Origin of the sequence: Bacillus sp. FSL K6-0138, assembly GCF_037982765.1 — a bacterium.
Taxonomy (GTDB): Bacteria; Bacillota; Bacilli; order Bacillales; family Bacillaceae; genus Bacillus; species Bacillus glycinifermentans.
The window spans coordinates 4336790-4363067 of sequence record NZ_CP150286.1; the positions used below are offsets into that span (position 1 = coordinate 4336790).

The 26278-nt window shown below is 46.0% G+C and carries 27 protein-coding genes and 1 pseudogene; 13 read left to right on the top strand and 15 right to left on the bottom strand.

The features are described from left to right. Positions 1–88: 88 nt before the first annotated feature. Positions 89–1279 (bottom strand): class I SAM-dependent rRNA methyltransferase, encoded by a 1191-nt coding sequence (locus MHB78_RS22745; RefSeq protein ID WP_046130656.1) that lies wholly within the window; start codon positions 1277–1279, stop codon positions 89–91. A 140-nt stretch (positions 1280–1419) separates the two neighbouring features. On the opposite strand from MHB78_RS22745, the pseudogene MHB78_RS22750 reads away from it, so the two are divergent. Continuing rightward, a pseudogene (locus MHB78_RS22750) lies at positions 1420–1799 on the top strand (VOC family protein). Positions 1800–1837: 38 nt separating this feature from the next. Here the strand turns inward: MHB78_RS22750 and MHB78_RS22755 are convergent. From MHB78_RS22755 to MHB78_RS22790, 8 genes are all read right to left on the bottom strand, one after another. Further along, positions 1838–2803, bottom strand: a complete 966-nt coding sequence (locus tag MHB78_RS22755) for a phosphoglycerate dehydrogenase (RefSeq protein ID WP_046130657.1) — start codon at positions 2801–2803, stop codon at positions 1838–1840. 139 nt (positions 2804–2942) lie between these two features. Beyond that, complete coding sequence (locus MHB78_RS22760) at positions 2943–3806, bottom strand: glycosyltransferase family 8 protein (RefSeq protein WP_046130658.1); 864 nt, start codon at positions 3804–3806, stop codon at positions 2943–2945. 59 nt (positions 3807–3865) lie between these two features. Further along, on the bottom strand, positions 3866–4591 hold the full coding sequence (locus tag MHB78_RS22765) for a TIGR02206 family membrane protein (RefSeq protein ID WP_046130659.1): 726 nt from the start codon (positions 4589–4591) through the stop codon (positions 3866–3868). 102 nt (positions 4592–4693) lie between these two features. Continuing rightward, a complete protein-coding gene (locus MHB78_RS22770) occupies positions 4694–6025 on the bottom strand; it encodes an MFS transporter (RefSeq protein WP_046130660.1) in 1332 nt (443 codons plus the stop codon). Positions 6026–6076: 51 nt separating this feature from the next. Then, complete coding sequence (dgoD, locus tag MHB78_RS22775; RefSeq protein WP_046130661.1) at positions 6077–7225, bottom strand: galactonate dehydratase; 1149 nt, start codon at positions 7223–7225, stop codon at positions 6077–6079. Between the two features lie 5 nt (positions 7226–7230). Continuing rightward, positions 7231–7860 carry a bifunctional 4-hydroxy-2-oxoglutarate aldolase/2-dehydro-3-deoxy-phosphogluconate aldolase gene (locus tag MHB78_RS22780; RefSeq protein ID WP_046130662.1) on the bottom strand — a complete coding sequence of 210 codons (630 nt, stop codon included), beginning with the start codon at positions 7858–7860 and terminating at the stop codon, positions 7231–7233. A 24-nt stretch (positions 7861–7884) separates the two neighbouring features. Then, positions 7885–8838 carry a sugar kinase gene (locus MHB78_RS22785; protein ID WP_046130663.1) on the bottom strand — a complete coding sequence of 318 codons (954 nt, stop codon included), beginning with the start codon at positions 8836–8838 and terminating at the stop codon, positions 7885–7887. Then, on the bottom strand, positions 8838–9614 hold the full coding sequence (locus MHB78_RS22790; RefSeq protein ID WP_046130664.1) for an IclR family transcriptional regulator: 777 nt from the start codon (positions 9612–9614) through the stop codon (positions 8838–8840). Before MHB78_RS22790 ends, MHB78_RS22785 begins: the two co-directional genes overlap by 1 nt. Positions 9615–9859: 245 nt before the next feature. Between MHB78_RS22790 and MHB78_RS22795 the strand changes: the two genes are divergently transcribed. Beyond that, on the top strand, positions 9860–11191 hold the full coding sequence (locus MHB78_RS22795; RefSeq protein WP_046130665.1) for a M28 family peptidase: 1332 nt from the start codon (positions 9860–9862) through the stop codon (positions 11189–11191). 28 nt (positions 11192–11219) lie between these two features. Here MHB78_RS22795 and MHB78_RS22800 read toward each other — a convergent pair whose 3' ends face one another. After that, a complete protein-coding gene (locus MHB78_RS22800) occupies positions 11220–12173 on the bottom strand; it encodes an aminopeptidase (RefSeq protein WP_046130666.1) in 954 nt (317 codons plus the stop codon). Between the two features lie 344 nt (positions 12174–12517). On the opposite strand from MHB78_RS22800, the gene MHB78_RS22805 reads away from it, so the two are divergent. After that, entirely contained in the window at positions 12518–12721 is a 204-nt protein-coding gene (locus MHB78_RS22805) for a helix-turn-helix transcriptional regulator (protein ID WP_046130667.1), read from the top strand. Positions 12722–12732: 11 nt separating this feature from the next. After that, entirely contained in the window at positions 12733–13104 is a 372-nt protein-coding gene (locus MHB78_RS22810; protein ID WP_046130668.1) for a hypothetical protein, read from the top strand. 142 nt (positions 13105–13246) lie between these two features. On the opposite strand, the gene MHB78_RS22815 is transcribed toward MHB78_RS22810, so the two are convergent. The 4 genes from MHB78_RS22815 to MHB78_RS22830 form a co-directional block, all read right to left on the bottom strand. Further along, positions 13247–13525: a hypothetical protein gene (locus tag MHB78_RS22815; RefSeq protein ID WP_128748374.1), complete on the bottom strand. Its 279-nt coding sequence runs from the start codon at positions 13523–13525 to the stop codon at positions 13247–13249. A 59-nt stretch (positions 13526–13584) separates the two neighbouring features. Further along, the gene (locus MHB78_RS22820) at positions 13585–13869 is read right to left on the bottom strand and encodes a hypothetical protein (RefSeq protein WP_046130670.1); all 285 of its coding nucleotides are present in this window, start codon (positions 13867–13869) and stop codon (positions 13585–13587) included. 318 nt (positions 13870–14187) lie between these two features. After that, complete coding sequence (locus MHB78_RS22825) at positions 14188–15552, bottom strand: MFS transporter (protein WP_046130671.1); 1365 nt, start codon at positions 15550–15552, stop codon at positions 14188–14190. Continuing rightward, the gene (locus MHB78_RS22830) at positions 15552–16112 is read right to left on the bottom strand and encodes a hydrolase (RefSeq protein WP_046130672.1); all 561 of its coding nucleotides are present in this window, start codon (positions 16110–16112) and stop codon (positions 15552–15554) included. Before MHB78_RS22830 ends, MHB78_RS22825 begins: the two co-directional genes overlap by 1 nt. Before the next feature lie 299 nt (positions 16113–16411). Between MHB78_RS22830 and MHB78_RS22835 the strand changes: the two genes are divergently transcribed. After that, positions 16412–17967 (top strand): IS3 family transposase gene (locus MHB78_RS22835; protein WP_231947390.1). Its coding sequence is split into 2 segments (ribosomal slippage): positions 16412–17069 and positions 17069–17967, totalling 1557 coding nucleotides; the frame shifts between segments, so codons are not numbered across the junction. Between the two features lie 64 nt (positions 17968–18031). Here MHB78_RS22835 and MHB78_RS22840 read toward each other — a convergent pair. Beyond that, entirely contained in the window at positions 18032–18691 is a 660-nt protein-coding gene (locus MHB78_RS22840) for a GTP pyrophosphokinase family protein (protein ID WP_046129410.1), read from the bottom strand. A 199-nt stretch (positions 18692–18890) separates the two neighbouring features. On the opposite strand from MHB78_RS22840, the gene MHB78_RS22845 reads away from it, so the two are divergent. From MHB78_RS22845 to MHB78_RS22880, 8 genes are all read left to right on the top strand, one after another. Further along, positions 18891–18974 (top strand): YjcZ family sporulation protein, encoded by an 84-nt coding sequence (locus tag MHB78_RS22845; protein ID WP_046129409.1) that lies wholly within the window; start codon positions 18891–18893, stop codon positions 18972–18974. Positions 18975–19256: 282 nt separating this feature from the next. Further along, positions 19257–19406: a teichoic acid D-Ala incorporation-associated protein DltX gene (locus MHB78_RS22850; protein ID WP_046129408.1), complete on the top strand. Its 150-nt coding sequence runs from the start codon at positions 19257–19259 to the stop codon at positions 19404–19406. A 13-nt stretch (positions 19407–19419) separates the two neighbouring features. Then, positions 19420–20928: a D-alanine--poly(phosphoribitol) ligase subunit DltA gene (gene dltA, locus MHB78_RS22855; protein WP_046129407.1), complete on the top strand. Its 1509-nt coding sequence runs from the start codon at positions 19420–19422 to the stop codon at positions 20926–20928. Continuing rightward, positions 20925–22082: a D-alanyl-lipoteichoic acid biosynthesis protein DltB gene (dltB, locus tag MHB78_RS22860; RefSeq protein WP_046129406.1), complete on the top strand. Its 1158-nt coding sequence runs from the start codon at positions 20925–20927 to the stop codon at positions 22080–22082. The genes dltA and dltB overlap by 4 nt, the downstream gene beginning before the upstream one ends. A gap of 15 nt (positions 22083–22097) precedes the next feature. Beyond that, positions 22098–22334, top strand: coding sequence for a D-alanine--poly(phosphoribitol) ligase subunit 2 (gene dltC / locus MHB78_RS22865; protein ID WP_006639558.1), 237 nt, complete (start codon positions 22098–22100; stop codon positions 22332–22334). Then, the gene (gene dltD, locus MHB78_RS22870; RefSeq protein WP_046129405.1) at positions 22334–23509 is read left to right on the top strand and encodes a D-alanyl-lipoteichoic acid biosynthesis protein DltD; all 1176 of its coding nucleotides are present in this window, start codon (positions 22334–22336) and stop codon (positions 23507–23509) included. The genes dltC and dltD overlap by 1 nt, the downstream gene beginning before the upstream one ends. Before the next feature lie 155 nt (positions 23510–23664). Then, a complete protein-coding gene (locus MHB78_RS22875; protein WP_046129404.1) occupies positions 23665–24756 on the top strand; it encodes a branched-chain amino acid aminotransferase in 1092 nt (363 codons plus the stop codon). A gap of 222 nt (positions 24757–24978) precedes the next feature. Next, a complete protein-coding gene (locus tag MHB78_RS22880; RefSeq protein ID WP_046129403.1) occupies positions 24979–26247 on the top strand; it encodes an MFS transporter in 1269 nt (422 codons plus the stop codon). Positions 26248–26278 lie beyond the last annotated feature (31 nt).

Consider the following 26278-nt stretch of genomic DNA (forward strand, 5'->3'; position numbering starts at 1 on the left):
CTGTTCAATTTTTCACGTAATATCAATATACATGAATAATCTCTCAAGAGGTATCGTTTTCAGATTTTTTATTGAAAGAAACCGGTCTTTATCGGTGATGAATCCGCAAAAACACGACTTTTAAATAATTGCCTTCCGGATAGCTTTTCACCGTTTTAAAATCTTCGGGGAGCGAATATTCTTCAAGGACGGTGCAGCTTGTCCCCGTTTCTTTGCATGCCGCATCGATAAACCCTTTAAACTTTTTCATTCCGAAGGCGCTGCTGTTTGTCGAAGCGACGATAACGCCTTCGTTTTTGGTGATCGCAATCGTTTCTTTCAGCAGATTTTTGTAATCCTTTGCAGCGCTGAACGTACGTTTTTTCGTTCTTGCAAAAGAGGGCGGATCGAGAATGACCAGATCATAAGAGAGCTGCTTTTTGACAGCATACGAAAAGTAGTTGAACACATCCATTACTTTAATATCGTGCGCTTCATGATCAAGGCCGTTCACGCTGAACTGTTCGATTGTCCTGTTCAAGCTGCGGTTTGCGACATCGACGCTTGTCGTTTTCGCCGCGCCGCCTAACGCAGCAGCGACGGAAAACGCGCCGGTATATGAGAAAGTGTTCAATACTGTTTTTCCTTCTGCATAGCGGTCTCTAATCGCCTTCCGGACGTTGCGCTGATCGAGAAAAACGCCGGTCATGGCGCCGTCATTGAGATAGACAGCAAAATGAATCCCGTTTTCTTTTACGATGATCGGAAATTCTCCTCTCGCTCCTTTTACAAAATCATCGTCTTCGACATACTGCCCGGCCGAACTGAACCGTTTTTTCTCGTAAATGGCTTTGTAGTCCGAGAGTTCATCGAGCGCTGCCACAACCGATTCCTTATAGGCATAAATGCCTTTGCTGTACCACTGGATCAAAAAATATCCGTCATAATAATCGATCGTCAATCCGCCGATTCCGTCGCCCTCTCCGTTAAATACGCGGAATGCCGTCGTATCGGAATCGCAGAAACGCTCGTCCCGCTCTTGAAAAGCTTTTGCCAAACGGCTGAGAAAAAACTGCTGGTCAATGGGCTCATCCCTGTTTTGCGTGAGCACCCAGCCGATTCCTTTATTCTGCACTCCGTAATAGCCTTTCCCCAAAAAACCGCCCGTTTCATCGGTGAGGCCGATGAGCGATCCTTCAGCGATATCGTCGCCTTTGGATAAAACGGCTTCCTTTAAAATGAGGGGATAGCCTTTTTTAATCTTTGCTGCATAGGCTTGCTTGATCTTTAGCGTCTTCATTCTGTTCAGTCCTTATGTTTAGTATTTCTCTATCCTACCATAACGCTCCGTCCCTGTTTTTATGCAAAGGAAGATCATTGAATTGACAGATGATTCCGATTTTTTTAAGATGGTGTAGAAAAAGGAGGAGAAATGACGATATGGCACAAATCGACCATGTAGGTCTAATGGTGAAGGATATTGAGGCTTCGATTGCATTTTATCAGGACGTTGTCGGCATGAAGCTGAAAGACAGGCTCACACACACGAACGGCATCATGAAGCTTGCATTTCTCGGATTTGAAAACCGGAACGAAACGGAACTCGAGCTTATCGAGGGATACAATGACAAGCTTCCGCAGGAAGGAAAGGTTCATCACTTTGCGGTTTCTACCGATCATATTGATGAGGACTTCGCCCGTGTAAAAGAAAAGGACATTCAGCTTTTTGAAGACGAAATCACCGAACTGCCGAACGGCTACGCTATTTCTTTATTTTCGGTCCTGATGGAGAATTGGTGGAGTTTTTCCAAAGATCCTAAAGAAAAAAGAGACGGTTTCCTTTGTACCGCCTCTTTCTTTATGTCCGTGCTTTGCCCGATTCTACGGTGAATGTTAAAGGCTCGTTGCCTAGAAACCTTTCGATGTTTTCCGATGTAATCTTTTCAATGCGCCTGATGCTTTCAAAAGTTGCACCGCCGATATGAGAGGTGCAGATCACATTGGGGAGGCTTGTAACCCGGGCAGATGGAGGTTCTGTCTCAAAAACATCCAACGCTGCACCCCGGATCTTTTTCTGTTCAAGCGCTTGTATAAGCGCATTCTCATCGATGACTTCTCCGCGGGCAATATTGATCAGAAAAGCCGTATTTTTCATTTTCGCCAGGCGTTCTTCGTTCACCAGATGAAACGTTTCCGGCCTCAATGATGTGCTGATGCAGACGAAATCAGATTTCGCCAGCAGGTCATCGAGTTCAGCAAAGCGCACATTCAATTGCTTTGCCGATTTGTAATCTTTGTATGTGCCGTATGCCATAATATTCATATTAAATCCCGATGCACGTCTGGCGATTTTTTTGCCGATTTCCCCGAAACCGATGAGCCCGAGCGTTTTTCCATCAAGCTCATATCCCATGGAAATCTTCCAAATCCCGTTTTTGACGTCGTCATTTGTCCGGGGAATCGACCTTGCGCCTGCCAAGAGGAGGCCGAATGCCAGGTCAGCGACTGATGACGCGTTTTGTCCCGGGGCATTCGTGACGGAAATCCCCTTCTGTCTTGCATATGCCACATCAATATTGTCGACTCCGGCGCCGAATTTGATGATATAGCGCAGCTTCCCGGCAGCATCGATCAGCTCGCGGTCCGCTTTTTCAACACCGAGAACGTAAATATCGACATCCTTGACATGGGTGATTAAAGCCTCTCTTCTTACATTCTCCGAATCTAAAAAAAGGCATTCCGCCCCAAGCTCCTCAATCTTTTCTTTCAAGCGCGGAGCGGCGCGGTAAAAAAGTTCGCTTAGCGTCACCAGCACTTTAGCCATGCTTTTCCTCCATTCTTTGTTCATTTCGCGACCAGAAAAATGCTTGTTTCCATCATGAGGAAACAAGCGGATATGGGGATACGTTAGGGTTATCGTGATTATATATAGGAATCTAAGCTAAAAAAAGAAGGCTGGCATGTTAACTGACATGGTTTTTAGAAAGGTCGGCAGGCTGATGGAATGCTGTGCGCTTCAAATACTCAAAATAATGTCGTGCATACGGGTGTGCGGTTTGCGAATTCCAAGGCTTGTTCCCTCCGCAGAAATGGACGATTGCAGGATTTGCCCTTGTTTCCATATACCGCTTCTTGTCCAAAAGAGTCGCCGGCGTTTTTTCCTTCAGCATGATATGGGTCTGGGCGTTCCATCTTGGATGAAGGTCATGCCACTGGTCATAAAGAATCGCGTTGAGCGCATCCTGGTCATGGAATACAAACATGTCTTCGCTGTTGCTGTTAATAAAGTTGATCACTTTTTCCGAAATGCTGTGTTTTCTCCATTTGTCCATATCTATAATCATGAGGCCGGAGTTGAAGTATTTCGCAGTTTCGCTGATTTTCATTTTTTTCAGGCGTTCGTGCTGGCCGGCGTCTTCGACTGCCGCTACAAAATAAGGGGAAATGTCCATATCCCACAGCTTTGCTATATCCTCTAACACCAGTGCGTCACAATCAACATATATCATTCTCTTCACGGTTTCGTCCCTGATCAAATCAGGAATCGAAATTCTGTAGTATGCCGCTTTTGTAATATGGCTGCTCTCGACGGCGCGGTCGTACCTGCTTTTTTCTACATCGAGAAATGTGACGGGAACTCCGAAACGATGGACCGTTTTTTTCAGCCGTTCTTTATTCTCCTCTTCAATACCGCCGTCAATCACGTACAGCTTGACATCGCGATTTTTGTCCATGTTCATTAGCAGCGAGGTGAACATGACGCTCAAATGCTGTGCATAGTTATTGTCTGTACAAGAAATAATGTGCATGGTACTGTCGCTTTTCATATCGTTTCCATCTCCTTCTCTTTTTTTGTTCTATTCCCCTTTTTCGAAAAATAAACACGTCACCGTTCCATTTTCTTTTTCATCCAAAACGGAGCATACAGGAGATAGAAGAAAACGATAGTCACAGCTTCTGACGACAGGATATACCACGGCCACGGTCCGAGAACATCGAGAAGCGATGCGCCGCCTCCCGGCTTTCTCATCATGTACATATAGTTTGATTCCAGCATGCGGTTGATCACGAATATGATACCCGTGTATACATTGATGATGAGAAAGGTGATCCAAAGAGAGCGAACCGTCGGTTTATACTTCTCGGCGGCAACCATGAACAGGCAGGCCAGCACGACGAGCCCGTGGGAAATGAAAAATTCGAAAAACCTGAAGTGCGGAAAACCGTATCTTCCCAAATCCGGTGTCAGCATGGCCTGAAGCGCGCTTCCCAATCCGGCAAAGTATAGGAATTTAAACAAGTTCAGATTTTTTGTGAGCAGCAAAATGATGACGAGATAAACGGAAAGATCGCTCAGATGAAGGGGCAGACAATAGCGCGGCGTCCATGAGCGGACATAAATGAACCACGAATGATAACTGATCTCTGAAATGATCAGAATCGTAACAAAAGCATAACGAATCACCCGGTTCCATTTAGGCTCTTGGAGGGTCCGCCGAAAGACGAACAGACAAACGCCGAGTGCTGCAATCACGAGCAATGTCACGATATGCGGTGTTGAAAAAAAATGAAAAGAACCGAGATGATAATCTTTTCGAAAATATGTATTCATTGGAAGCACCTGATCGAATAGTTTTCCGTTATTTTGCGGCGAATCCCGGAAATTATTCCTAAAAAGCCAAAAAACCGCCGATCATTCGGCGGTCGAGAATCTTTATATCGAGATATTTCGGTTTTCATTTGACTCGTCTTGCAGTTGAATCCGTTCGACTTTTCCTACGAGAAAGATATAGGAAAGGGCGCCAGTTAAGGCAAGAACCCCGATAAAGACGAGTGCGGGAGCAAAGCTTCCGCCGTCAGCCAGAAAGCCGATGACAATCGGAACGATGACTGAAGCGAGACTTCCGACGAAATTAAAGACACCTCCCGTAAGCCCGATCAGGTGCTTCGGTGCAAGAGAAGACACGAGCACCCATGTGATGGAGGCAAGGCCGTTCCCAAAAAAAGCAAGGGTCATAAACAGTATAATCAACGATGTTTGATTAACATAATTGGCCCCGATAATCGAAATCGACAGGAATAGTCCGGTAATGATCGGGGTCTTGCGGGCCACCCCTGCGGATACGCCCCTTTTCACGAGAAAGTCGGACAGAAATCCAGACAACAGCACACCGATAAAGGCCGCAAGAAAAGGAAGCGAAGCAAGAAAACCGGACTCCAGAAAATCAAGCCCCCTATATTTCACAAGGTATGTCGGAAACCATGTGAGAAAAAACCATAGTGTTGAATTGACGGCAAATTGGCCGATATATATGCCCCACAGCTTCCGGTGAGCAGTCACCTGTTTGAAATGCGTCCAATTGAATGCGTTTTTTTCCTCTTTTGTCTCCTGACGCCGGCGGACGATTCCCCCGCCTTTTTCTATGTGTTCGAGCTCGGCTTTGTTAACTTTCGGATGACGGTCCGGATCACGGTAAAACGCATACCAGACGATACCCCAGATGATTCCGATCACACCTGTGACGATAAACAGGCCGCGCCAGCCGACGATATGCTGGATGGCAGTAAGCGCCGGCGTCAAAAACGCGAGGCCCGCAAACTGCCCGGATGTATAAAAGGCGATGGCTGATGCCCTTTCCTGCTCAGGAAACCATGACGTCACCACCCGGTTGTTCGCCGGAAAGGCCGGCGCCTCAAAGGCACCTGTCGCCAGCCGCAGACCGAAAAGCGAGCCAAAGCCGCGGGCAAACCCCTGCAGCAATGTTGCAAGCGACCAGGTAATCAGCGTAAAGCCGTAGACAAGCCTCGGGCCAAACCGATCGACAAGACCGCCTCCCGGGATTTGCAGCGCACAATATGCCCAGCCAAAGGCCGAAAAAATCAAGCCTAATTGAACGGCTGATAAGTTCAGGTCGTCCCCCAACCGTGAGGCGGCCACCGAAATATTGCTGCGGTCCATATAATTAATCACGACACATACAAAGATAAACAACAATACGCGCACCCGAACCTTCGTCGGTTTCCCTTTTGCATTTGCTGCTTTCATTACGCCTCTCCCTTCCTCACACCTTTTTTAGAATGAAAACGCCATCATTTTTTACCATTCTGCCACACTGCCGTCGCTGTGCCGCCATACCGGGTTTCGCCAGTTATGTCCGATTTCGGCCATTTTTCTGACATGATCTTCGTTGATATCGATGCCGAGGCCGGGCCCGTTTGGAATGCGGACATAGCCGTCTTCGTAGAAAAAGACATCTTGATCCAGCATATAATCGAGCAGATCCGTGCCTTTATTGTAATGGATCCCCAAGCTCTGCTCCTGAATGAAGGCGTTGTGGCAAGTCGCATCAACCTGCAGGCAGGCCGCCAGTGCGATTGGGCCGAGCGGACAGTGAGGGGCCGCCGCGACATCAAACGCTTCCGCCATCGAGAGGATCTTTTTGCATTCAGTAATGCCTCCAGCATGTGATAAATCGGGCTGGATGATATCGACATAGCCATCTGTCAACAGTTGTTTAAACTGCCATTTTGAGAACATCCGCTCACCTGTGGCAATCGGTATCGAGACAAGGTTTGCGATATCCCTGAGCGCCTCATTGTTCTCCGGCAACACAGGCTCTTCAATGAACATCGGACGAAAAGCCTCAAGCTCCTTCGCCAATATTTTTGCCATCGGCTTGTGCACCCTGCCGTGAAAATCGATGCCGATGCCAACGTAGGGGCCGACCGCTTCCCTGACGGCCGCGATTCTCTCGATCACCTGATCGATTTTTTCGTGCGAGTCAATATATTGGAGCTCTTCCGTACCGTTCATTTTGACGGCTGTAAAACCCTTTTCGACCACCTGCTTTGCGGCCAGACCGACGTCTTGAGGCCGGTCTCCTCCAATCCATGAATAGACTTTAATGGAGTCTCTGCACTTCCCGCCGAGAAGCTGATGGACGGGTGCATTATAAAATTTTCCTTTAATGTCCCAAAGCGCCTGATCGATTCCCGCTATCGCGCTCATCAGAATCGGGCCGCCCCTGTAAAACCCGCCTCTGTACATTACGTTCCAGTGATCTTCAATATCCATCGGGTCTTTGCCGATCAAGTATTCCATTAATTCGCCGACCGCCGTTTTAACGGTTGCGGCCTTTCCCTCGATCACCGGTTCACCCCATCCGGTGATGCCTTCATCCGTTTCGATTTTTAAGAACAGCCAGCGCGGCGGCACTTGAAAACATTCAAAGCCTGTAATCTTCATATCACTCATCCCCTTTTGATTGCTTCGACAAATTGCTTTGCTTTTTCTTTCAGGTTTTCTAAATACGGACCTGTGACCTCTTCATTCGTTTTGACAAGGGCGCCTCCTATTCCCGCTCCGACGGCTCCGGCATCCAAATACTCGCGGATATTGTCCAATCCGACGCCTCCCGTCGGAAGCAGGGGAATCTGCGGGAGCGGCCCGTGAATATCCTTGATATAGCCTGGTCCCATCGTTCCCGGAAACACCTTGATGATATCCCCGCCGCTTTCGTAAGCCGTCAAAATCTCAGTCGGGGTAAAAGCTCCCGGAATGCTCACCGCCCCATACCGTTTTGTCAGCTTAATCGTTTCTTCATTGACGGTCGGGGACAGGATAAACCGGGCACCGGCCGACAAAGCCGCTCTCGCCGATTCGGCGTCGAGCACCGTGCCCGCTCCGACAAGCATGTCATCTCCATATCGTTCTGAAACGGCCTCTATCGCTTTCAGCGCCTGAGGCGAGTTAAGCGTCATCTCTACCAGCCTGATGCCGCCCTCTTTTAACGCTTCCGCGATTTTGATTGCATCATCCGCATGATAGCCGCGGACGATCGCAATGACTTTATGTTTTTCAATTTGTGATAAAGCCTCCATCTCTCTCACCCTTTCATTTGAAGTCTATCGGCTGACATCGTCCTCTTCGGATTGCTCCATAAACGCAAACAATCGATCGCGGTCCGGCAGCCCTTCAATATCGCCGTTCACCAATGTCACCATAGCGCCGACCGCGCAGCCTCTTTTAACAGCCTCCGGGAGCGGAATGCCTTCAATCAAGCCCGACAGAATGCCGGCGGCAAAGCCGTCTCCGGCTCCCACGGGATCTCTTACTCTCTGAATCTCGTAGCCTCTTTCGTAACCGCTCTCATTTTTGGAAGAGTAGTAGGCCCCTTTTGCCCCCAGCTTGACGACGGCAATATCAGAACCGAGCTGGTGAACAGCCTCTGCGATGTCTTTCTCATCATCTGTCCCGAATAAAAACCGGCCTTCGCCTAGTCCCGGCAAAACGACATCAGACTGTTTGACAAGTTCCAATATCGTCTGTCTCGCCCGTTCCGGTTCCCAGAGCTTTTTTCTCACATTCGGATCAAATACGACTGGTTTATGATACTTTCTGGCAAGCTTCACCGCATAAAACACCGCTTCTGAAGCGCTCTCGCTCAAAGCCGGCGTGATCCCGGTAATGTACAGAAAACCGGCGTTTTTGATATAATCCTCATCGATATCGCCCTTTTCGAGAAAGCTTGCGGCAGAGCCGTTCCTGTAGTAGAAGACATTTACTTGCGCCTCGTTTGCCCTTTCTTTAAAAAACAAGCCTGTCGGTGCGTCCGCATCGATCTTGACCCGGCTGACGTCGACCCCTTCCCCTCTTACGGAAGAAAGAATCATGGCCCCGAACTCATCCTTTCCCAGCCTGCTGATCCAGCCCGTTTTTTTCCCGAGCTTAGCAAGGCCGATCAATGTGTTTGTTTCGGCTCCCGCAATTCTCGCAGAATAGTTTCGCGCGTATCTGAGGGGACCGTCTTCATTCGGAGTAAACAGTGCCATCGCTTCTCCTATGCTTATGACATCCATCAAAATCCCCCCTTCATGCGGGGCGGCTGAACATAGCCGCCGATTGCTTCCGTTATTTTTCCCGCTGTTTCAAGAAGCTGTTCGGCAATGACATCCTTCCTTTTCAACATGCGGTCCTTGGGTCCCGCCGTGCTGATGGCCGCCTTGATGACGCCGTCTGATCCGTATACCGGAGCTGCCAAACAAAACAAGCCTTCTTCATTTTCTGCGTCATCAATTGCATATCCCAATTCTGTAAACTGTTTCAGCTGTTCCTCCAGTTGTTCCCTGCTTGTCATCGTGTTCTTTGTAAACCGGACGAATTCGATGCGGTCGAAAAGCTTCCTTCTTTCGTCCTCCGGCATGAAGGCTAAAAAGGCTTTGCCGAGCCCGGTGCAATATAGCGGCTTTCGCGAGCCCGGCTGTGCGGTCGTTCTGATCGACCTGTTGTTGTCGATCTTTGCAATATAGACAAGCTGATCGTCGGACAGGACGGCCATGAACACCGTTTCCTGCACGCCGTCCATCAGCCGTTTTAAATAAGGAACGCCCTGGGCTGATATATCAACCGATTCCATGGCAGCGGTTCCAATTTGAATCAGCTTTGCTCCAAGCCTGTAGCGCTTACCCGCATCCTGCTGAAGATAGCCTTCTTCAAAAAGCGTTACTACCAAGTGGAATGTGCTGCTCTGCGGAAGCGCTAATTCTCTTGCGATCTCCTTTATTGTTAACCCATCCGGATGGATTGTAAGCAGTTCAAATATACGCATGACGCGTACTGCGGATTTTACAGACATAACACCCTCCACCATTCACATATGTGATTCAAAATCAGAATTCTGATTATTCGACGTATTTTAATCAGAAAGGACCCCGCCCGTCAACTGCTTTTTTTATATCAAACAGATTCTTTTTTATGGATCTCGCTTCCCTTATAAACAGCGCTGAACGAGTCTTACGCCTCATTTATTTTTCCGGGGCAGGATTTTTCTTTCGCAATGCGAATCTTTCTGTACTAAAGATCGATCAGGGAGGGTTTGAAATGAAGAAGAAAATGATGGCCATTAGTATGTCTGCAGCCGTTCTTATGGGGGGCGTTTTCCTGCCGGCAGCTGAGGGCACGTCCGCGGTACATGCAGCGCAAGCAATTCAATCAAAACAGGAAGGGAAAATCGCCAAGAAATTCAATGAGAACCGCGCTTACCAAACGATTTACCACTTAAGTGAGACGATCGGACCGCGTGTAACAGGCACGAAAGCAGAAAAAAAGAGCGCGGCATTTATCGCGTCTCAAATGAAAAAATCGAATTTGAAAGTAAGTACACAGACGTTCAGCATCCCCGACAGATTAGAAGGAACGCTCACCGTCCGTGGCAGTGAAATATCGTCCCGGCCTGCGGCAGGTTCGGCTCCTACCTCAGGCAAAGGTCTGACCGCTCCGCTCTATGACGCCGGACTCGGTCTTGCCGGCGATTTCACAGAAGAAGCGAAAGGGAAAATCGCCGTTATTTTAAGAGGGGAGCTGACGTTTTATGAAAAGGTGAAAAATGCGGAAGATGCGGGCGCTGCCGGGGTTATCATCTATAACAACGCAGACAGCCTCGTTCCGCTTACGCCAAACCTCAGCGGGAATAAAACCGGCATTCCGGTCGTCGGCGTCAAAAAGGAAGACGGCGAAAAACTGCTCACAGAACGGGAAGCAACGCTAAAGCTCAAGTCCTTCCCGAATCAAACCTCTCAAAACGTCATCGGCGTCCGTAAACCGAAAGGAATCAAAAATCCGGATATCGTGTATGTCACATCGCATTATGACAGCGTCCCCGAAGCGCCCGGAGCCAATGACAATGCATCGGGAACTTCCACCGTCCTTGAGCTGGCGCGGATTATGAAAAACATCCCGACCGATAAAGAAATCCGCTTTATTACGTTCGGTGCTGAAGAAATCGGGCTTGTCGGCTCGAGATATTATGTCAGCAAGCTGTCCGGGGAGGAATTAAAAAGAAGCAAAGCAAACTTCAACTTAGACATGGTCGCTACAAGCTGGGAAAATGCTTCACAGCTTTATATCAATACACCTGACGGTTCCGCAAATCTCGTCTGGGAATTAAGCAAAAATGCCGCAGCGAACATCGGAAAGGATGTTCTAGCCTTGAGAAAGGGCGGTTCATCAGATCACGTTCCTTTCCATGACGCGGGAATCGATTCAGCCAATTTTATTTGGATGGAGCCGGGGACCGAATCCTTGGAGCCATGGTATCATACCCCTTACGACACGATTGAGCATATCAGCAAAGACCGGCTGAAAACAGCCGGACAAATCGCCGGGACAGCGGTATACGATTTAGTCGAAAAGGAAGAACGCCGGGCGCAATAATTCGCGTTTTTAAAAAAACAGAGCCTCGTCAGCTCTGTTTTTTTAATGTCCCATTTTCCATGAACAGCTCATCATCAATATAAACCGTCGGCTTTGTTACCACCCCGTCAATATGTACACCCGCTGCAATCGTGCCGCCGAACGTGTTGTTGCTTCCGAATGCGGTGTGTATGGTGCCGAGAACTTTTTCGTCTTCGAGAACGACACCGGTTATTCTGGCGCGGTCATTTGTCCCGATGCCGAACTCGCCGAGGCACCGGCCGTCGCCGCTCCCAAGAATGTCCAGCAGCTGTTCGGCGGCATCGCCCTCAGCATCCGTGATCCGTCCGTCTTCAATCGTTAACACGAGCGGTGAGCTTAATGTTCCGATGCCGGCCAGCGACCCGTCTATTTCGATTTGGCCGTTTGCCGTACCTTCAAGCGGCGCGATATACGCTTCACCCGAAGGCAGGTTGCCGGATTCCCCGGGATTCAAATACATGCCGGTGCTCGGAATCCCTTTCCTTCCGTCGATTGAAAACGTAAGAATATAGCCCGCCTTATCTATACGGACAGACCGTCCGTTTGAAAGGACCTCACAAACGTTTTCCGTTCTTTCCTTTACTTTTTCATAATCGGCGGAAATCGCGCCGTTCAAAAACATGTCTTCCGTAATCCCCGGCATCGTCGCAATCCTCGTTCCCGCTTTCGCAGCTTCTTTCCGGGCGTTTGTATGGGTCAAAGAATGCTCGGTAATGCAAACGGCGGCATCTGCATGCTTCATTGCCGAAGCAATTGACGGCGGCGGCTCTTCGCCCGGTTTTCCCCTTGTCTTCATGACCGCAAGCATCGTTTCCGCCCCAAGCGCTTGTCCCGCCAGATACAAAGATTCTGCCAGACCTTTTTTATTGTCGTCGCAGACAATCAGAAAAGACTCCCCTTTTTTCAGCCCGAGACAGGCCGACAGTACGTTTTGACTGATTTGAATCAGCTTCTGGTTCATGTTCATCATCCTTTTACAATCTTTTCCGAAATGTCTCTCAGAGCGCAATCGATAAAAACACAGCTCTTTTTCACAGTACGCCCCCTTTCTCTTTCAGTATACCTCATAAGGCGGGCAAGAACCGAGAACTCCGTCAAAACAAAAAAGCACTCAGCAGACCGAACGACATGTGGTTGATTAAGATCTCTATTTAGACAAGAAGGAGGTAGAGTCTTTCGTCGACTTATTATTTAAGTATTTTTTCGTATGTTCTGCTGATACACGGGACTCTTGGACTCATTTTGTAAAGCATCCTTGACGTAAAGTTAATTTTACGTTATGGTAGAATTACACGGGGGGGTTTTATGGAAAATCGACTTGTTGAATTTAGAAAAAAATACAATTATTCGCAAGAGACTTTAGCGGTGAAACTTAATGTGTCAAGACAAACCATTATTTCAATTGAAAAGGGAAAATACAACCCTTCTCTTCGGTTGGCAATGTTGATGGCTAAGCTTTTTGAAACTTCAGTAGAAGAATTATTTATTCTGGACAGCGAAGATGTTTAAGGAGGTAAATCATGGATTCACGCTTAGGTAATTTCACAATCAGTTTTTTGATGTTGATTTTAAGTCTATATATTTTTTTTAGCCTATGGGTTAATGGAAAGTCTGAATTTGAAATGACTTTTCTGCCTTTTTCTTTATTTATCATGTTTTTCAGACTAGGTTATTTATATCCTCAATTTAAGAAAAATGATGAGCGGTATAAATTAATACAACAAAAAGCCATGTTTTATAATTATTTTATTTCAATGGGATATCTCTTTATTTTTTTTATCTTAGCAAATAATATTATAAACTTGAGTGCGCAGACAGTTATTGTAATCCTTGGTGCTCTTATTATTGCAACAGTCAACATTTTATTTATTATCTTCTCAAAAGTTTATTAGGAGATGTGTACTTTGTTTCCCTATCTTATACAATTATTCGTTATCTTTATTGCCATGATGATGATTACAGTTGTGACCAAAAAGCGTAAACATTGATTTTCAAAAAACGTATGGTTAATCAACCATACGTTTTTTGAAAGTTTTATAGAGATTCAACACTGAAAACAAGTGCCCAAGTAATTGACACAAGAACACCTTTTTTCCCGTTATGCGCATCCACACGTGAAGCTAATAGCGTCCAATATCCTGTTGCCATCCCGGCTACTCCCGCTATTGGCGGCAATTCAGCGAATATACCTGTCGCAATTCCGGCACCTCCAGCTGCAGCATTTAATTCACTTATATAACTGTTTGCTTGTTTATGAGTGAATTTTCTGTCATACCCCCACCAATGGTAAGTCCACTTACCATAAGTAGCCATGATTTGAAACCCTGTTGGTTTTATATTGAGTTGATTATCTATAACCAATTGATTATTTTCTACGCTTTATTTATGTACTCAAAATGTTCCTCTAAGGCACTAAGGTTGTATTCCTTGTATAAATGTTCAGGAACATTTTTCAAAAATAACTTTCCATCAGCATCTACATGTACATAAGGTTTAACAGTATTAATTAATTTTTCTTGTTCAGCATTTAGTACTGCCTGATCATTATCTTTTACATTAACCTCTTTCGAAGATTCTTGAGCAAAACTAGTTTTAGGAACCATAAATCCAACCATAAAAATTCCCACCAAAATTATGATAGACAACTTTCTTAACATAAAATAAAGCACCTCTCTATTAATTATTTCCATAATATTGTTTCATTTCTCATAGTTTTTTTCAACCAATTTTATGGTATTTTATTTTTTTTGTTACAATTTTGTAACTTTATTACTATTTTTACATAAGTATTTAATATCAGTTTTTTTGTTTTTTTCTTCATTCTTCCCACTTTATCCTTAGCAAAGTTTGGACAAACTGTTGTTCAATGACCCTCGTTTTCCCGTTCTCCAAATAAGTCCAATACTCATTTTTTGTTCGGTTCTGACGGAATCGGCCAACTAAAAATAGAGCCGCACCCTGCAGCTCTATTTTAATCAATCCAGGTCCTTCGCCAATTTGACAAACCGGAAACTAAAGATCAGGCTTCCGATGGCGACGACAATCATGATGATTCCCAATTCCTGAAAATGATGGGCCGTGATTTCTTTTCCGAACAACATGCCGAGAATGACTGAGGAAAAGATCGAGCCCAAGTAGCGGCACGTTTGGAAGAGTCCAGAAGACGTGCCGACGATGTCCTTCGGGCTTGCCGTCAGCATCGCAGCCTGCAGGGCAACGTTGCCGAGACCGTAGCTGATGCCGAGCAAGGAAAGGATCAGGCCTTTCCATATCATCGGCGCCTCCACGAAAAAAAGCGTCATCAGAGCCGCGCCGGCGATCATCAGACAAGCCCCGATCAATACAGGCTGCGCTTCGCCTGAGCGGTCTATCCATCTGCCCGTAAGCGGCGACACGATGATGCTCATTCCTGACATAAACAGCATCAACAGCCCGCTCGTTTGAACGGAAAGGTGCATCTCATCCTGAAAATAACTCGGAAGCCCGAAGAACAGGCAGTAATTAAAAATGTTCAAAATAATAAATTGAATATATACCGATGACAGAGCCCGATGCGAAATAAACAGGCGCATATCGATAAACGGCTTTTCCGTCCGGTGTTCCCACATGATAAACACGATCAGCAGAATGAGTCCGGAGACCCCTTCCGCATAACGGGGAACGGTGCTTAAAGAAAGCAAAAAAGACAACAAAAGAACGATGCCGCAGGCAAATAAGACGATGCCCGGCAAATCAAGCTGCTTCAAAACAGATTTGACATTCAAGCCGGCTTTTTTTTCATCTTTCGGAAACATAAGCAGCCCAAATACAAAGCTGAAGATGATAAACGGAAAGTTAACCGTAAAAATGGCCGGCCATCCGCCCCAGACGATTAAAAAGCCTCCCACCGTCGGCCCCAATGCCGTCATCGCGGAAGCGAAGATCGAGAGAACGGCTAGAGCCGACGCCTGGCGATCGCGGATATGGCTCCTGATCAGCCCGACTCCTGACGGGTATATCGCGCTGCTCCCTATAGATTGAAACAGCCGCATCACCAATAACACCATAAAAGCGGGAGCCAGCGGGGCCCCGATTGCGGAAATGGCAACGAGAATCAGCCCGGACAAAAACATCTTTTTCCTGCCGATTAAATCTCCCAGTTTGCCTGTTACGGGCTGGGCGACCGCACTGGCTAAATAAAAGGATGAAATTAACCACGATACGGTCGTAAATGACAATTGAAATTCTTTTTGAATGCTGTGAAGAGCCAATGAAATCATGGAAGAGTTCAGCGGATTCAGCATGGTTCCAGATGCGACGGTCGTCAAAAACAACGCCCTGCTTTTCTTGGATATTTTCATCACAGCTCTTCCAGAAACTCTTCCGTTGTCCGAAGCCTGCCGATTCTAGGAAAAATAAAACGGATTGAGGCTTCGTGCTCTTCCTCGCTGAATGTCGTCATCGCGTCCGTAATAAAGATCTGTTGATAGCCTAGCTGGAACGCCTCGCGGGCCGTGCTTTCCACCCCTATATTGGTGGCGATTCCGCACAGCACAATCGTATCGATTCCGCGGCGCCGAAGCTGGAGATCCAAATCCGTTCCGAAAAAAGCGCCCCATTGACGCTTTGTGACCGTATAGTCGCCTTCTGTGATCCCCAGTTCAGGTACGAATTCGGCCCAATCGGACGGGCGCTCCCCCGGAACCTGCCCAGTCTGATCTGTTACCGGCTTTAACGCATCTTTCCCATCGTGAAACGCGACATTCACAAAGCAGATAAAACCTTGTTTTTGGCGGAACACGTCAATTAATTTGGTTGCCTTTTTCACGACGGCATCTCCTCCGGGAATATTGACGATTCCTTTTTGCAAGTCGATGAGTACAAGTGCAGTTTTGTTGAAATCCATTTGCAGTCCGCTCATATCAAGACCTCCTCATATTTATTATCTTTTTCTCGATTCACTTTTTCGATTCACTTTTGTTTTCAAAATAAATCTTGAAAACGATATGTAATTGGCAGGATCTGTTTAATCGGATCATCTGAGACGCCACATCAAGAATGCGCCCGGACAATTGCATTGTCAAGAAAGCCGCACAGTGCACCCGGGAGGGAACGGCTCTGACAGGCAGACGAAAAAAAGCCGGGCGAACGTCTTGATCTGCTCCCCTAAAGGTAGACAGATGAAATAAAAAAATCTGTTTGCCTTGGGGGAGTTTTTTCATGGCTGGAAAATGGTTTTCAAAAGAAGAAAAATTGAATATTCTATCAGAATGTGATCAGGGCAATAATTCGGTGAAGGAGATCGCAGAAAAATATGGCATTCATGCCGAAACGATTCGTGAATGGAGAACATCGCATGATATGGCGGGTGTGGAGAGTTTGGAACGTTCAAAGCGCCATAAGTTCTATCCCGCAGAATTAAAATACAATGCCGTGAAAGACTTCTTATCCGGACGCTACTCTCAAAGAGAAATCTCGAGAAAATATAAGATTTCCAGTAAATCCGTACTCATGAAGTGGGTTGAGCTTTATAATGGTCATAAAACGTTAAAAGACAGCGGGAGAGGAAGGAATCGTTTGATGACCAAACGGAAGAACGTTTCATTGGAAGAACGGATTGAGATTGCGAAGGATTGTCTAGCTCATGGAAAGGACTACGCCAGATCAATGGAGATTCATCAAGTCTCCTACCAACAGGTGTATCAATGGGTGAAAAAGTATCAAGAAGGCGGAGAAGAGGCCTTAAAAGACAACCGAGGGAAACGCAAAACCGAAGAAGAATTGACACCTGAAGAAAAAATTCAACGGGAAAACAAACGGCTGGAACAGGAAAATGAGCGTTTGCGCGCAGAGAATGCGTTCTTAAAAAAGTTGGAAGAGATCAAAAGGAGGCGGTTCTAAGTCAGGTTCGGTACGAAGATCGATATCTCGCCATTTTAGAGCTGAATCGAAAAGAAGGCTTTTCTGTCCAAATGTTATGTGAGATTGCCGAAGTTTCGCGCCAGGGGTATTACAAATGGAGGAGCCGAGTACCTTCAGCGAGAGAAAAACAGAATGAAAAGATTATCGCCGAGATGACGCTTCTTCATGAACAAATTGGCGGTATCTACGGATACCGCAGAATGACCTTAAACATGAAGCGCCGCTTTAAAGAGCGCCTCAATCATAAGCGCATCTATCGGCTGATGAAAATCGCCAAGCTGGAGTGTGTCATTCGGCGGAAGAAAAAACGTTACGGCAAAGCGACGCCTCAACATGTGTCCGAAAATATCCTGAATCGAGAGTTTAAAGCGGACAAACCAAATCAAAAATGGGTGACTGATGTGACAGAGCTAAAATACGGCCATCGGAAAGCGTACCTCAGTGCCATTTTAGATCTTCATGAGGGAATGGTCGTGTCTTATGTGCTGGGGAAATCCAATAATAACGCCCTTGTGTTTAAAACCTTGAACCAAGCGCTTGAGGCAGCCCCAAACGCACGTCCTCTCCTTCACAGCGACAGAGGTTTTCAATACACGTCCCACCAGTTTAGAAGGATGATTGAAAACGCAAATATGACACAGAGTATGTCCCGCGTCGGCCGCTGTATTGATAACGGCCCCATTGAGTCGTTTTGGGGGAAATTAAAATGCGAGAAATACAGACGGAATTCGTACGAGACATTTGAGGCACTTCAAAGCGCAATTGATGAATATATCCACTTTTACAACCACGATCGTCTACAAGAAAAACTAAACGGCCTCAGCCCAGTGGAATACAGGGCTAAAGCCGTCTAGTGTGTTTTAGTTATTTCCACTGTCTACTTGACAGGGTGCAGATCATCTCTCGTCCCGGCTTTCTTTATTGATCTGCTTTTCTTCTGATATGAAGCATCTTTTCGTCCAGATAATTGGCGATATCGGCGGCTTCTTTCAGCTCGTCTGTCAGCCGATCAGGCACTTCATTATTTAATTTATAGTAAATTTTATGCTCAAGGCTTGCCCAAAAATCCATGGCGATCGTTCTGATCTGGATTTCCACCTTGGCATGCTCCACCCGGTTTGTCAAATAAACGGGCACTTCTACAATCAAATGAAGGCTCCTGTAGCCGTTTGGCTTCGGATTTTTGATGTAGTCCTTCACTTTTAAAATTTTAATATCTTCGTGTTCTTTCAGCACTTCGACCATATTGTAGATATCCGATAAAAATGAACAAACGATTCTCAGTCCGGCGATATCGTTTATATGCTCTTTGGCAGCGCTCGTTGTAATATCGCAGCCTTTTCTTACAAGCTTGTTGATCAGGCTTTCAAAGTTTTTCACGCGTGATTTCGTGTGTTCGATCGGATTATGGCCGTGAATTAAGTTGTATTCCTGGCTGATAATCGAAAATTTCGTATCCATTTGGTCTAAAGCGAATTTATAAACTAAAAGTTCATTTTTCCAGTCTTCCATCAGCTTTCGAAAATCTTCTATTTGATGCTGCGGCAATCCTGCTATTTGATCTATTGAAGTTTCCATAATTGGTCTCCTTATATCAAATTGATTTCTTTTCAAAACAGTAGACGGTTCCATTTCCGTTAAGGTTTCGAACATAAAGAACTTGTTTTTTGCTATAAAAAATAGTTTTCTTTATTATTTTCTGTATTTCTACATTGATATCCCTTTCGAAAGCATCATATGTTTCATATTTTATATTAAAACAAGGGGGTGAAGCACAATGGGTGGTTACTTTAACAACTTTGCTCTGATCGTCGTGTTATTTATCCTGCTCATCATCGTCGGGACAGCATTTGTTTATTAATCTCCGGCATCCCTTTTTTTAATTTTATCAGAAGGATCATAAGCGCTGTTTCTTATGATCCTTTTTTATGTTTCAAAAGTTGGATTCGTTTTCCAAAAGGAAAAGAGAAGGATGGATTGATCTTCAGCACAATATGTTTATAATAGGCTGTTGGGACTTAAGGTTTTTTGAACAAAACGCCACAAATTTTTTTCCACTTTTTTTGAAGAAATGAAACTTTTATAAATTAAATTCGTCTTATACTGTTGTGACGGCTATTTCATAAGGGAAAGGAACAGATCAATGTTAACAAAGCTGAAGATGTTGTATGAAAAAACAACAATGAAGTGGCTCCTAAACACTTCCTATTACTTTCTTATTTTGCTGCTGTTGTTTTTGATTTACGGATTCCATACAGCAAATACAGGTTCATATATTTATAACGACTTTTAATGGAGAATCAAAAATGAAACTGATAGAAACGATTAAACATTATGCACAAACACAACCCGATGCACTTGCATTTGTGAATGATGACAAGACGCTTTCATACAGCGAATTGTGGTCACAGTCGGAGCGCCTCGCTTGCCGGCTTCAAAAAGAAACGATCGGCGATCGTTCACCCATCATCGTCTACGGTCATATGCAGCCGGAAATGGCAGTTTCTTTCCTCGCCTGCGTAAAAGCCGGCCACCCATATGTACCGGTGGATGTTTCGATCCCGGCGGACCGGGTGATGAAGATCATCAAAAGCTCAAAAGCCGGGCTGCTGCTCAACAACTCCGGAACCGATCTCGATACGGGTGATGCCCTCATATCCGTGGTCACACCCGAGCACCTTGACACAGGTGAACAGCTCGAGACAAATCCGGATAACTGGGTGAAGGACGGAGAGACGTTTTACATCATCTATACGTCCGGAAGCACCGGAAATCCAAAAGGTGTGCAAATTTCAGCCGATAATCTTCAAAGCTTTGCAAACTGGGTGACAGAAGATTTTCCGGTTGAGAACGGTCACGTGTTTTTAAACCAGGCGCCGTTTTCCTTTGACTTATCGGTAATGGACCTATATCCTTGCCTGCAGGCGGGAGGTACTCTGTGGACCGTTACGAAAGATATGATCAACAGGCCGAAGATTCTGTTTGAAGCGCTGAAACAATCAAACGTCAATGTCTGGACATCGACTCCTTCCTTTGCACAAATGTGCCTGATGGATCCGTCCTTTTCAGAGGAACTGCTGCCGGGCCTCCGCGTATTTATGTTTTGCGGAGAAACGCTCCCTGCATCAGTCGCCAGACAGCTGAAAGAAAGATTTCCGAAAGCCCGGGTCTTCAATACATACGGCCCGACGGAGGCAACGGTCGCCGTCACCTCCATTGAAGTGACAGACGACATTTTGGAGCGGTACTCTTCCCTTCCTGTCGGTTCGGCGAAGCCCGATACTGATATTGTCATCGTCAATGAAGACGGTGAACCTGTTCAGGACGGTGAAAAAGGCGAGATTATCATCACCGGAAAAAGCGTCAGCAAAGGCTATTTAGGCGAAAAAGAGCTGACGGAAAAAGTGTTTTTCTCATATAACGGTGAAGCGGCTTACCGCACGGGAGACGCCGGCTACAAAGAAAACGGCCTGCTGTTCTTCCAGGGAAGGCTCGATTTCCAAATTAAGCTGCACGGCTACCGCATCGAGCTGGAAGAGATCGAATATCAAATCAATCGTTCGAAATACGTCCAGTCTGCCGTGGTGATTCCATTCTACCGCGAGGAGAAAATCGAGTATCTGATCGCGATGATCGTGCCTGCCGAACACGATTTCGAAAAGGAATACCAGCTGACGAGCGCCATTAAGAAAGACCTTGGCAGTACGCTGCCGGCTTATATGATCCCGAGAAAATTCGTGTATCAAAAAGAGATTCCGATGACTGCGAACGGCAAAATTGACCGGAAACGGCTTAAAGAAGAGGTAACCATATGACACCGTACGGTTCATTTCTCTTCTTCATCATTTTAGCAGTTTTGCTCGCGCCGACCATCATTCTCGGTCTCAACGGAAAAAGCTTCCGCTTTTACAATATGGCGGTCTCCGTTGTCGTGCTGGCTCTCATTTTTTCAAACAGCCTGCACGGGCTCATCGCTCTTTGCCTGTTTACGCTTTGGCAAACGGTGCTGATCAAAGGCTATATTGCCTACCGTTCAAAAGCGAACAGCGGCTTTGTGTTTTGTTTGGCCGCAGCAGCTTCGATTCTGCCCCTGGCAATTTCCAAGCTGCTGCCGTTCCTTGGCCTGAACAACTGGGCAAGCTTTCTCGGAATCTCGTACTTAACCTTTAAAGGGGTTCAGCTTATTATTGAAACCCGCGACGGGCTGATCAAACAACAGCTTCCCGTCAGCAGACTGCTTTATTTTATTCTCTTTTTCCCGACCATCTCATCAGGGCCGATCGACAGGTACCGCCGTTTTGAAAAAGACGAGCAGACGGTCTGGACGAAAGAGCAATATGAAGAGCTGCTTTACAAAGGAATCAACAAAATTTTTCTCGGCTTTTTATACAAATTCATTATCGGCTATTGCATTAATACGTACATTATTTTGAATTTGTCGCATCTCACGTCAGGCAAGATTGCACATGGACTCGGATACATGTACGCTTATAGCCTTTACTTGTTCTTCGATTTTGCCGGCTATACCGCTTTTGCGGTCGGCATCAGCTATATCATGGGGATCAAGTCGCCGGAAAACTTTAATATGCCGTTTATCAGCCGCAATATTAAAGATTTCTGGAACCGCTGGCACATGTCCCTTTCATTCTGGTTCAGAGACTACGTATTTATGCGCTTTGTCTTCTGGATGACAAAGAAAAAATGGATCAAAAACCGCATGGCGGTGTCTAATATCGGATATGTGCTGCTGTTTCTGCTGATGGGCGTATGGCACGGCCTTGCCCTGCAGTACATCGTTTACGGGCTTTATCACGCACTGCTCATGGTAGGCTTCAACTTCTTTGAAAAATGGAATAAGAAGTATAAATGGTGGCCGAACAACAAGCTGACGACAGCAGTCTCAATTGTGGTGACCTTCCATTTTGTATGCTTTGGATTTTTTATTTTCTCAGGAAAACTAATTCATTAAAAGGAGATTTCAATAATGGACTTTAATCAAGAAGTGCTTTCAGTTATAGCAGAGGTTTGTCAGGACGATATCGTCAAGGAGAACCCGGATATCGATATTTTTGAAGAAGGAATACTGGATTCATTCGGAACCGTAGAACTGCTGCTCGCGTTTGAAAGCCGCTTTAACATCACCGTACCGATTACAGAATTTGACCGGGATGCATGGAACACGCCAAATCAAATCATAAAGCAGCTGAATGAGTTGAGATAATGAAAAAGCGTTTTTTATTCGGGCCAATCATTTTGGCATTTTTACTTTTTTTCACCACGATCTCAATCCCGAATTCATGGCTTGAGGCATTTGTTCCTAAAGATCGGGTCGAAAAATCGGCTACGGAGCTGAATCCGATGATGTTCCAGGGAACGTACCTTCAAAGCAAGATGCTTGAAGATTCCAAGTACCTCCCGATCTACGGATCATCCGAACTGTCCCGGTTAGACCCTTATCATCCGTCCAATTATTTTGAAGTAAATAATAAAGGATTTACTCCTTACCTGGTCGGAAAGGGCGGTTCGCAATCCCTGATCCATGCAATCAATTTCGCGGCTCATATGGATCAACTAAAGGGGAAGAAACTGGTGTTTATCATATCTCCGCAATGGTTCCAGAAAAAAGGATCTGATGAATCCCATTTCGCGCCGAATTTCTCAGCTTTACAAGCATACGATCTACTGTTCAACCAAAAAATCGACCAAAATGTAAAGAAAAAAATGATCAAGCGCATGCTGAAATACCATGCCGTCAAAAATGATGCTCTGCTCGCAGCCCTTTATAAGGCGGAGCTAAAGCAGGATCATACGACACTGTCCCTTCTTTCGCCGGCTGCCAAAGCTTATCGAAGCGTGCTGGAAAAAAAGGACCTTTACTATTCAATGGTTGACAGTCCCGGCCCTGAGCGCACGATTTCACAAAGCGTCAAGGGCAAATCGTGGAGCGAGCTGAAGCAGATGGCTGCAAAGCTTGGCGAAAAGGAATCCCGGTCAAACAAGTTTAAATTAATAGATGAGGCATTCAGAAAAATAAAGCCGAAAATGGCGAAGCTAAAAAACAGAAAAAAACATTTGTCTTATGTACAGTCGGTCGAATACGGCGATTTTCAAATGATGATGGATGTCCTGAAGGAATCGGGCGCCGATCCTCTGTTTATATCGGTTCCGGTGCACGGCAAATGGTATGACTACACCGGCGTACCTAAAAAAGGACGGACCGGTTACTATGCAAAGATCAAAAAACAGATCGAAGCAGAAGGCTTTCAGGTGGCCGATTTGTCCGGCCATGAATATGATCCTTATTTCCTGAAGGATACGATCCATCTCGGCTGGAAAGGCTGGGTCTATGTAGACAAAGCAATCGAAGACTTCTATAAAAAGGATTCCCGCTCTTAGGGGATCCTTTTTATTTCGCGAAAAATATTTTTTAATATTTCCAACAATTCTATTTTACAAATTTCTCTGAAATCTATTGCGATTATAAATATAAGGTTTAAAATAGAATATAAATATTTTTTGGAAAAAGATTATGAACGGCAGGGAGAATGAATATGACAAAACAAACCATCAGCGTACAGCTCAGTCAGACGAAAAAGCAAAAGCCCGAAGCGGACAATCTTGAATTCGGCCGCGTATTCACCGATCACATGTTCATCATGGATTATTCGGTTGAAAACGGCTGGCACGATCCGCGAATCGTCCCTTACCAGCCGATCGAAATGGATCCGGCTGCAATGGTATATCACTACGGCCAGTCCGTTTTTGAAGGGTTGAAAGCTTATGTATCAAACGAAGGAAAGGTTCTTTTGTTCAGGCCGGAGAAAAACGTTGAACGGCTGAACAAATCAAACGACCGCCTCTGCATTCCGCAAGTGGATCCCGATACGGTGCTGGAAGGCCTGAAACAGCTCATTCAGATCGACAAAGAGTGGATTCCGTCAGCAGAGGGAACGTCCCTTTACATCCGTCCTTTCATTATTTCGACAGAGCCTTACCTCGGCGTCGCCCCGTCCAAGATGTACAAGCTGCTGATCATCCTGTCGCCGGTCGGCTCCTATTACAAGGAAGGCATCCGCCCCGTGAAAATCGCCGTTGAAAGCGAATTTGTCCGCGCCGTTAAAGGCGGCACAGGCAACGCGAAAACGGCGGGAAATTACGCCGCCAGCCTGAAAGCGCAGGAAGTGGCTGAAAGCAAAGGTTTTTCACAAGTTTTATGGCTGGACGGAATCGAGAAAAAATACATTGAAGAAGTGGGCAGCATGAACATCTTCTTTAAAATCAACGGTGAAATTGTCACGCCTGCTTTAAACGGCAGCATCCTGGAAGGCATTACGAGAAATTCCGTCATCCATCTGTTAAAACAATGGGGCCTCACTGTAGCCGAGAAGAAAATATCCGTAGATGAACTGATTCAAGCCCACCGGGACGGTTTGCTTGAAGAAGCGTTCGGCACCGGAACGGCAGCTGTCATCTCCCCTGTCGGCGAGCTGATTTGGAAAAGTGAAAGCCTCGTCATTAACGGCGGTGAAACCGGTGAAATCGCCAAAAAACTGTACGATACGATAACAGGGATTCAAAGAGGCGCTTTGCCCGATCCATTCGGCTGGACGGTTGAAGTCGATTCGGTCAGCCAACCGTGCTAAGCTGTCCGGCCCTCATGCAACAGGGGGCCGGCAGCCTTTTCATTTCATCATTTTTTCCTCATATACGGTACGTCCCAAGCCCCTCTGAAAAATTCCCCGCTAAAACTCCATTCCATTTTATATAAAATATGTTAAAATCATCTACATACATATGAAACTCTACTCTTACTTGAAAGGAGACATTAAAACCGTTCAGGCAGCAATGAAGAAAGGACTTTGAAGATGGAGAAAAAAAATGGAGAAATAAGCGTCTGGAAAAAAAACTTCGCGTTTCTCTTTTTTTCCAGAATCATTAAGATTTCAGCCGACTGCTTCGCCTTCAACTCTATTTTATGGTTTTTGATCTTTGACGGGAAAGGCGCAATCGGCACCTCCCTTCTGCTCGCCGTCACCTTTTTGCCTGAGGCCTTTCTGGCGCCGCTGGCAGGTCCATTGGTGAAAAGAAGCGCGCTGAAATTCTGGATGTATTTTTCTGACTTGACGAGAGCAGTCATCGTACTTGCTATTCCGTTATGCTACTATAACGGCTTTTCGCCGATGTGGTTTGTCCTCGGGCTGATGATTATCCATTCGGCGACCGGCGCGACATACAACCCGGCGTCCATTACATTGATTCCCCAGATCGTGAATGAACAGCTGATTCAAAAAGCTAACGCAATTCTCCAGTCTTCCTCGGAAATTGTGAGGCTTGGTGCTGTTACATTATGCGGGGTGCTTCTTACGTTTATCGGTCCTGCGCCGACCCTGATCACATCGTTCACACTCTATATCATTTCAGGTTTTTTTGTCCTCTGCATTAAGCAGCAGATGGCTCAGAAGCATGCTGAATCAGACGCTTCCAAACCAAGAGGCACATATTTTGCAAGGCTGAAAAGGGGATTTACTCTTGTGCGGCATCATAAGGTGTTATTCCCGCTTGCGATTTATTGCATATTCATGAATCTCGCGGCATCGCCATGGGAGGCGCTTTCAGCGGTTTATGTAGCGGAAGATTTAAACGGCACGCCGTTCATCCATTCGCTGTTGAAGGCTACGACAGCCGGAGGAGCGTTTTTATTGGGATTCATCCTTGCCAAAGTAAAAATCAACAGGTACGGGCTGCTCTTTATTACAGCCGGGATATTGGAAGGAACGGCCTATTTCATTACGGGGCTGAATACGTTTTTGCCGCTCGTCTTTCTCGCCGCCTTTGCCTTTGGAGCCGCAATCAGCTCGATCAATGTTCCGGAGTTTACGATCATTCAAACGTCTGTGGAAGGCGATGATCAGCCTCAGGTGTACGCAATTATTCATACGATCACAAACCTATCGCTTCCTCTCGGTGCGATCGCCTGCGGATATGCTGCACAAGTTCTCAGCGCGGGCAAGGTGATCGCAATCGGCGGTTTCATCGAAATCCTTTCCGGCATTGGAATATTGCTGTTTACACAGCTTGCCAAAGCGAGCCGTGCAGATCTTCAAAAAGAAAAAGAAGCAAGCGCCAATATGTAAAAACAAAGGTTCCGGTGAGCTGCCGGAACCT

What these genes read in the sequence shown, in the direction of transcription:
- MHB78_RS22745 (WP_046130656.1), bottom strand. Translation starts at nt 1,279, where the DNA reads ATGAAGACGCTAAAGATCAAGCAAGCCTATGCAGCAAAGATTAAAAAA.
- MHB78_RS22755 (WP_046130657.1), bottom strand. Translation starts at nt 2,803, where the DNA reads ATGGCTAAAGTGCTGGTGACGCTAAGCGAACTTTTTTACCGCGCCGCT.
- MHB78_RS22760 (WP_046130658.1), bottom strand. Translation starts at nt 3,806, where the DNA reads ATGAAAAGCGACAGTACCATGCACATTATTTCTTGTACAGACAATAAC.
- MHB78_RS22765 (WP_046130659.1), bottom strand. Translation starts at nt 4,591, where the DNA reads ATGAATACATATTTTCGAAAAGATTATCATCTCGGTTCTTTTCATTTT.
- MHB78_RS22770 (WP_046130660.1), bottom strand. Translation starts at nt 6,025, where the DNA reads ATGAAAGCAGCAAATGCAAAAGGGAAACCGACGAAGGTTCGGGTGCGC.
- dgoD (WP_046130661.1), bottom strand. Translation starts at nt 7,225, where the DNA reads ATGAAGATTACAGGCTTTGAATGTTTTCAAGTGCCGCCGCGCTGGCTG.
- MHB78_RS22780 (WP_046130662.1), bottom strand. Translation starts at nt 7,860, where the DNA reads ATGGAGGCTTTATCACAAATTGAAAAACATAAAGTCATTGCGATCGTC.
- MHB78_RS22785 (WP_046130663.1), bottom strand. Translation starts at nt 8,838, where the DNA reads ATGGATGTCATAAGCATAGGAGAAGCGATGGCACTGTTTACTCCGAAT.
- MHB78_RS22790 (WP_046130664.1), bottom strand. Translation starts at nt 9,614, where the DNA reads ATGTCTGTAAAATCCGCAGTACGCGTCATGCGTATATTTGAACTGCTT.
- MHB78_RS22795 (WP_046130665.1), top strand. Translation starts at nt 9,860, where the DNA reads ATGAAGAAGAAAATGATGGCCATTAGTATGTCTGCAGCCGTTCTTATG.
- MHB78_RS22800 (WP_046130666.1), bottom strand. Translation starts at nt 12,173, where the DNA reads ATGAACCAGAAGCTGATTCAAATCAGTCAAAACGTACTGTCGGCCTGT.
- MHB78_RS22805 (WP_046130667.1), top strand. Translation starts at nt 12,518, where the DNA reads ATGGAAAATCGACTTGTTGAATTTAGAAAAAAATACAATTATTCGCAA.
- MHB78_RS22810 (WP_046130668.1), top strand. Translation starts at nt 12,733, where the DNA reads ATGGATTCACGCTTAGGTAATTTCACAATCAGTTTTTTGATGTTGATT.
- MHB78_RS22815 (WP_128748374.1), bottom strand. Translation starts at nt 13,525, where the DNA reads ATGGCTACTTATGGTAAGTGGACTTACCATTGGTGGGGGTATGACAGA.
- MHB78_RS22820 (WP_046130670.1), bottom strand. Translation starts at nt 13,869, where the DNA reads ATGTTAAGAAAGTTGTCTATCATAATTTTGGTGGGAATTTTTATGGTT.
- MHB78_RS22825 (WP_046130671.1), bottom strand. Translation starts at nt 15,552, where the DNA reads ATGAAAATATCCAAGAAAAGCAGGGCGTTGTTTTTGACGACCGTCGCA.
- MHB78_RS22830 (WP_046130672.1), bottom strand. Translation starts at nt 16,112, where the DNA reads ATGAGCGGACTGCAAATGGATTTCAACAAAACTGCACTTGTACTCATC.
- MHB78_RS22840 (WP_046129410.1), bottom strand. Translation starts at nt 18,691, where the DNA reads ATGGAAACTTCAATAGATCAAATAGCAGGATTGCCGCAGCATCAAATA.
- MHB78_RS22845 (WP_046129409.1), top strand. Translation starts at nt 18,891, where the DNA reads ATGGGTGGTTACTTTAACAACTTTGCTCTGATCGTCGTGTTATTTATC.
- MHB78_RS22850 (WP_046129408.1), top strand. Translation starts at nt 19,257, where the DNA reads ATGTTAACAAAGCTGAAGATGTTGTATGAAAAAACAACAATGAAGTGG.
- dltA (WP_046129407.1), top strand. Translation starts at nt 19,420, where the DNA reads ATGAAACTGATAGAAACGATTAAACATTATGCACAAACACAACCCGAT.
- dltB (WP_046129406.1), top strand. Translation starts at nt 20,925, where the DNA reads ATGACACCGTACGGTTCATTTCTCTTCTTCATCATTTTAGCAGTTTTG.
- dltC (WP_006639558.1), top strand. Translation starts at nt 22,098, where the DNA reads ATGGACTTTAATCAAGAAGTGCTTTCAGTTATAGCAGAGGTTTGTCAG.
- dltD (WP_046129405.1), top strand. Translation starts at nt 22,334, where the DNA reads ATGAAAAAGCGTTTTTTATTCGGGCCAATCATTTTGGCATTTTTACTT.
- MHB78_RS22875 (WP_046129404.1), top strand. Translation starts at nt 23,665, where the DNA reads ATGACAAAACAAACCATCAGCGTACAGCTCAGTCAGACGAAAAAGCAA.
- MHB78_RS22880 (WP_046129403.1), top strand. Translation starts at nt 24,979, where the DNA reads ATGGAGAAAAAAAATGGAGAAATAAGCGTCTGGAAAAAAAACTTCGCG.